We start from the raw sequence: 3,202 nt of genomic DNA on the forward strand, positions 1-3,202 counted from the left end.
TTGTATACCATTGGCGCGCCGCGCTGTGCTCGCGCCAGTCGATCTCGCCCAGATAGTCGAGCACCGAAAGGGCCGCCGCCGCCGCGAGGTCGGCATAGGTGACCCTGTTGCCGGCCAGCCAGTGGCGGGTGCCGGCCAGCCAGTTGGTGTATTTCATGTGCTGGCGGATGTTGGCGCGCGCGGCGCGGATCGCCGCCGAATCGGGCGAGCCGCCTCCCGCCGTCTCCGGCATCACCGGCTTCAGCACGCGCTCGCGCACCAGATGCCTGGTCACCTCGCTCTCGGCCTTGTTCAGGTACCAGTCGGTCAGCCGGCGGATCTCGGCGCGCTCCATCGGGTCCTCGGCGAACAGCCGCTTGTCGCGCTTGAGCACCCCGCGCGTCTCGTCGAGATATTCGGCGATCACCATGGCGCCGACGATCGGCACGTCGCCTTCGGCGAGCAGGATCGGCAGCGTGCCGGCCGGGTTCAGCGCCAAAAACTCCTTGCGCCGCGTCCACGGCTTTTCCTCGATCAGCGCCAGCTCCTCGCCATATTCGCCGAAGGCGAGGCGCACGAACCGGCAGGTGGCGAACATCGGGTGGTGGAAGAGCGTCAGCATGGTCCCGCGATAATAAGGCGCACTGGCGAATCGCCGGCCGCGCCGGTAAGTCTTGGCCGCCCGCAAAGCGGACCGTCAGGGTGCTGCGACCTATAGGGGGACTTCCGCGCCATGACAAGCAAGCCCTTCCCCAAGCCACAATTCCGAGGTTGCCATGGATAGCCAGACCATCGTCGAAGCGCTGCTGCTCGGCCTGCTGGAGGGCCTGACCGAGTTCATTCCGGTGTCCTCGACCGGCCATATCCTGCTCGCCGGCCATTTCCTCGGCTTCCATTCGACCGGCAAGGCCTTCGAGATCCTGATCCAGCTAGGCGCCATCCTCGCCATCCTCAGCGTCTATTTCAAACGCCTGTGGCAGATGCTCACCGAACTGCCCTATGACCGGCTGACGCGGCATTTCGCCCTCGGCATCCTCATCGCCTTCCTGCCGGCGGCCATCATCGGCGCCTTGGCGCACGACTTCATCAAGACGATCCTGTTCGAATCGCCGCGGCTGATCTGCATCATGCTGATCATCGGCGGCGTGGTCCTGCTCGTGGTCGACCGCTTGGCCCTGAAGCCGGTCTATCGCGACGTCGAACGTTTCCCGACCCGGCTCTATCTGCAGATCGGCCTGTTCCAGTGCCTGTCGCTGATCCCCGGCACCTCGCGCTCCGGCTCGACCATCGTCGGCGCGCTGCTGCTCGGCGTCGACAAGCGCGCGGCGGCTGAATTCTCCTTCTTCCTCGCCATCCCGACCATGGTCGGCGCCTTCGCCTTCGACCTGTTCAAGAACCGTAACGTACTGACCTCGGCCGACCTGCCGATCATCACCATCGGCTTCGTCGCCGCCTTCGTCACCGCGCTGTTCGTCGTCCGCTTCCTGCTCGATTACGTCTCGCGCAACGGCTATTCGCTGTTCGGCTGGTGGCGGCTTGTGGTCGGCGGGCTCGGGCTGGTGGCGCTGATGATCTGGGGGTGAGGCCCTCAATTCCGCCCATAAAACGCGTTCTCGACATGCACCGGCCAGCGCCAGGGCAGCACCGCCACCATGTCGAAACGCACCGAGAGCCTGCCATAGTCGGATTGGCGCGACAGCCATAAGTCGGCGGCGCCCTCGATGCGGCGCTCCGAACCGTGGGCGATCGCCTCCATCGCTTCCATCAGCGAACGCCGCGCCTTGACCTCGACGAACAGCACCAGGTCGCCGCGCCTGGCGATCAGGTCGATCTCGCCGAGCCGCGTGCGGTGGCGGCGCGCCAGGATCCGGTAGCCTTTCAGCATCAGCGCCAGCGCCGCCAGCCATTCGCCGCGATGGCCGCGCCGATAGGCTTTCAGGCGGCCGGCGGCCGGACGCTTAGCCACCGCTGTCTCCTCCCGAGACGCCCCTGAGTTCGAGCAGCCGCCGGTAGAGCGCCTGCTTCTGGCCGCCGGTCATCTTTGCCGCTTCCGCCGCCGCCTTGGAGGCCGGCATCTCGGCGGCGAGCGACAACAGCAGACGGTCGATGTCCGCCGGCTGGTCCTCCTGCGCTTCGGCGGGGCCGACGCAGACCACAATCTCGCCCTTCGGAGTGTCGGCCGCCGCGTAATGGCCGGCAAGCGCGTCGAGCGTGCCCGTGCGCATCTCCTCGAAGGTCTTGGTCAGCTCGCGGCCGATCGCCGCCTTACGTCCGCCGCCCAGCGCCTCGACCATCGCCGCAAGCGTCTCGGCCAGCCGCCTGGGCGATTCGAAGAAGATCAGCGTCGCCGGCACACTTTTCAGCGCCTCCAGCCGTGTCAGCCGCTGGCCGGTCTTCACCGGCAAAAAACCGGCGAACAGGAAGGCGTCCGAAGGCAGGCCGGAGGCGGTCAGCGCCGCCAGCGCCGCCGACGGACCGGGAATGGGCACGACGCGGATGCCATGGTCGAGCGCCTCGCCGACCAGCCGGTAGCCGGGATCCGAAATCAGCGGCGTGCCGGCGTCCGAGATCAGCGCCACGCTCTGCCCGGCTTCGAGCGCCGCGATCAGCTTGGGCCCGGCCTCGCCGGCATTGTGCTCGTGATAGGCGGTGGCGCGGCGGCGGATGCCGTAGCGCTCGAGCAGCACGCGCGAGACGCGCGTGTCCTCGCAGGCGACGATGTCGGCGGCGGCCAGCGTCTCCAGCGCGCGCAGCGTGATGTCGGCGAGATTGCCGATCGGCGTCGCCACCAGATAGAGCGCCGGCCCCAGCGGCCGCGCCGGTATCTCGATCTGCCCGATCACATAGCTGCGTTTGTCGCTGGTCACCCTAGGCCCTCCATCCAGCCTGTTTGGCACGGCTGATGTCCGGTTGCAAAACGTGACGAGGACGTAATGTGGCCGCCATGCCTTTGCCATACTGCGGAACGAAACCGTGACCGGCGAATTCTATCCGTGAGTCTCGTTTGTCTGTGAGTCTCGGGAGGCACAGGATGGATAGCCTGAAGATTCAGGACGTTTTCGAGCCCTACTATGCGGGCCGCAAGCGTTTCGCCATGCGAAGGGACAAGAGCCTGCCGGCCAGCGCCGATGGCGTCGCCGGTAAAACCGAAGCCAGGAAGCGGCGTTTGCGCCGCCGGCCGAAGACCAGACTCAAGGCCGAAACCGACAGCACGACGGAGCAC

5 protein-coding genes are annotated in these 3,202 nt (G+C 66.9%); 2 read left to right on the forward strand and 3 right to left on the reverse strand.

The features are described from left to right. Positions 1-601 (reverse strand): glutathione S-transferase family protein (locus EN742_RS29325; RefSeq protein WP_148670341.1); only part of this gene is annotated, 601 nt, incomplete at its 3' end. Between the two features lie 154 nt (positions 602-755). Here EN742_RS29325 and EN742_RS29330 point away from each other — a divergent pair. Beyond that, positions 756-1,562 carry an undecaprenyl-diphosphate phosphatase gene (locus tag EN742_RS29330; RefSeq protein ID WP_126057291.1) on the forward strand — a complete coding sequence of 269 codons (807 nt, stop codon included), beginning with the start codon at positions 756-758 and terminating at the stop codon, positions 1,560-1,562. 5 nt (positions 1,563-1,567) lie between these two features. Here the strand turns inward: EN742_RS29330 and EN742_RS29335 are convergent, their stop codons facing one another. Both EN742_RS29335 and rsmI read right to left on the reverse strand, forming a co-directional pair. Then, the gene (locus tag EN742_RS29335; RefSeq protein WP_126057290.1) at positions 1,568-1,945 is read right to left on the reverse strand and encodes a YraN family protein; all 378 of its coding nucleotides are present in this window, start codon (positions 1,943-1,945) and stop codon (positions 1,568-1,570) included. Further along, entirely contained in the window at positions 1,938-2,846 is a 909-nt protein-coding gene (gene rsmI, locus EN742_RS29340) for a 16S rRNA (cytidine(1402)-2'-O)-methyltransferase (protein WP_189375665.1), read from the reverse strand. The genes EN742_RS29335 and rsmI overlap by 8 nt, the downstream gene beginning before the upstream one ends. A gap of 164 nt (positions 2,847-3,010) precedes the next feature. Here rsmI and EN742_RS29345 point away from each other — a divergent pair. Further along, a partial coding sequence (locus EN742_RS29345; protein WP_126057289.1) for a hypothetical protein occupies positions 3,011-3,202 on the forward strand: 192 nt, incomplete at its 3' end.

This window comes from Mesorhizobium sp. M4A.F.Ca.ET.020.02.1.1, assembly GCF_004022645.1.
Taxonomy (GTDB): Bacteria; Pseudomonadota; Alphaproteobacteria; order Rhizobiales; family Rhizobiaceae; genus Mesorhizobium.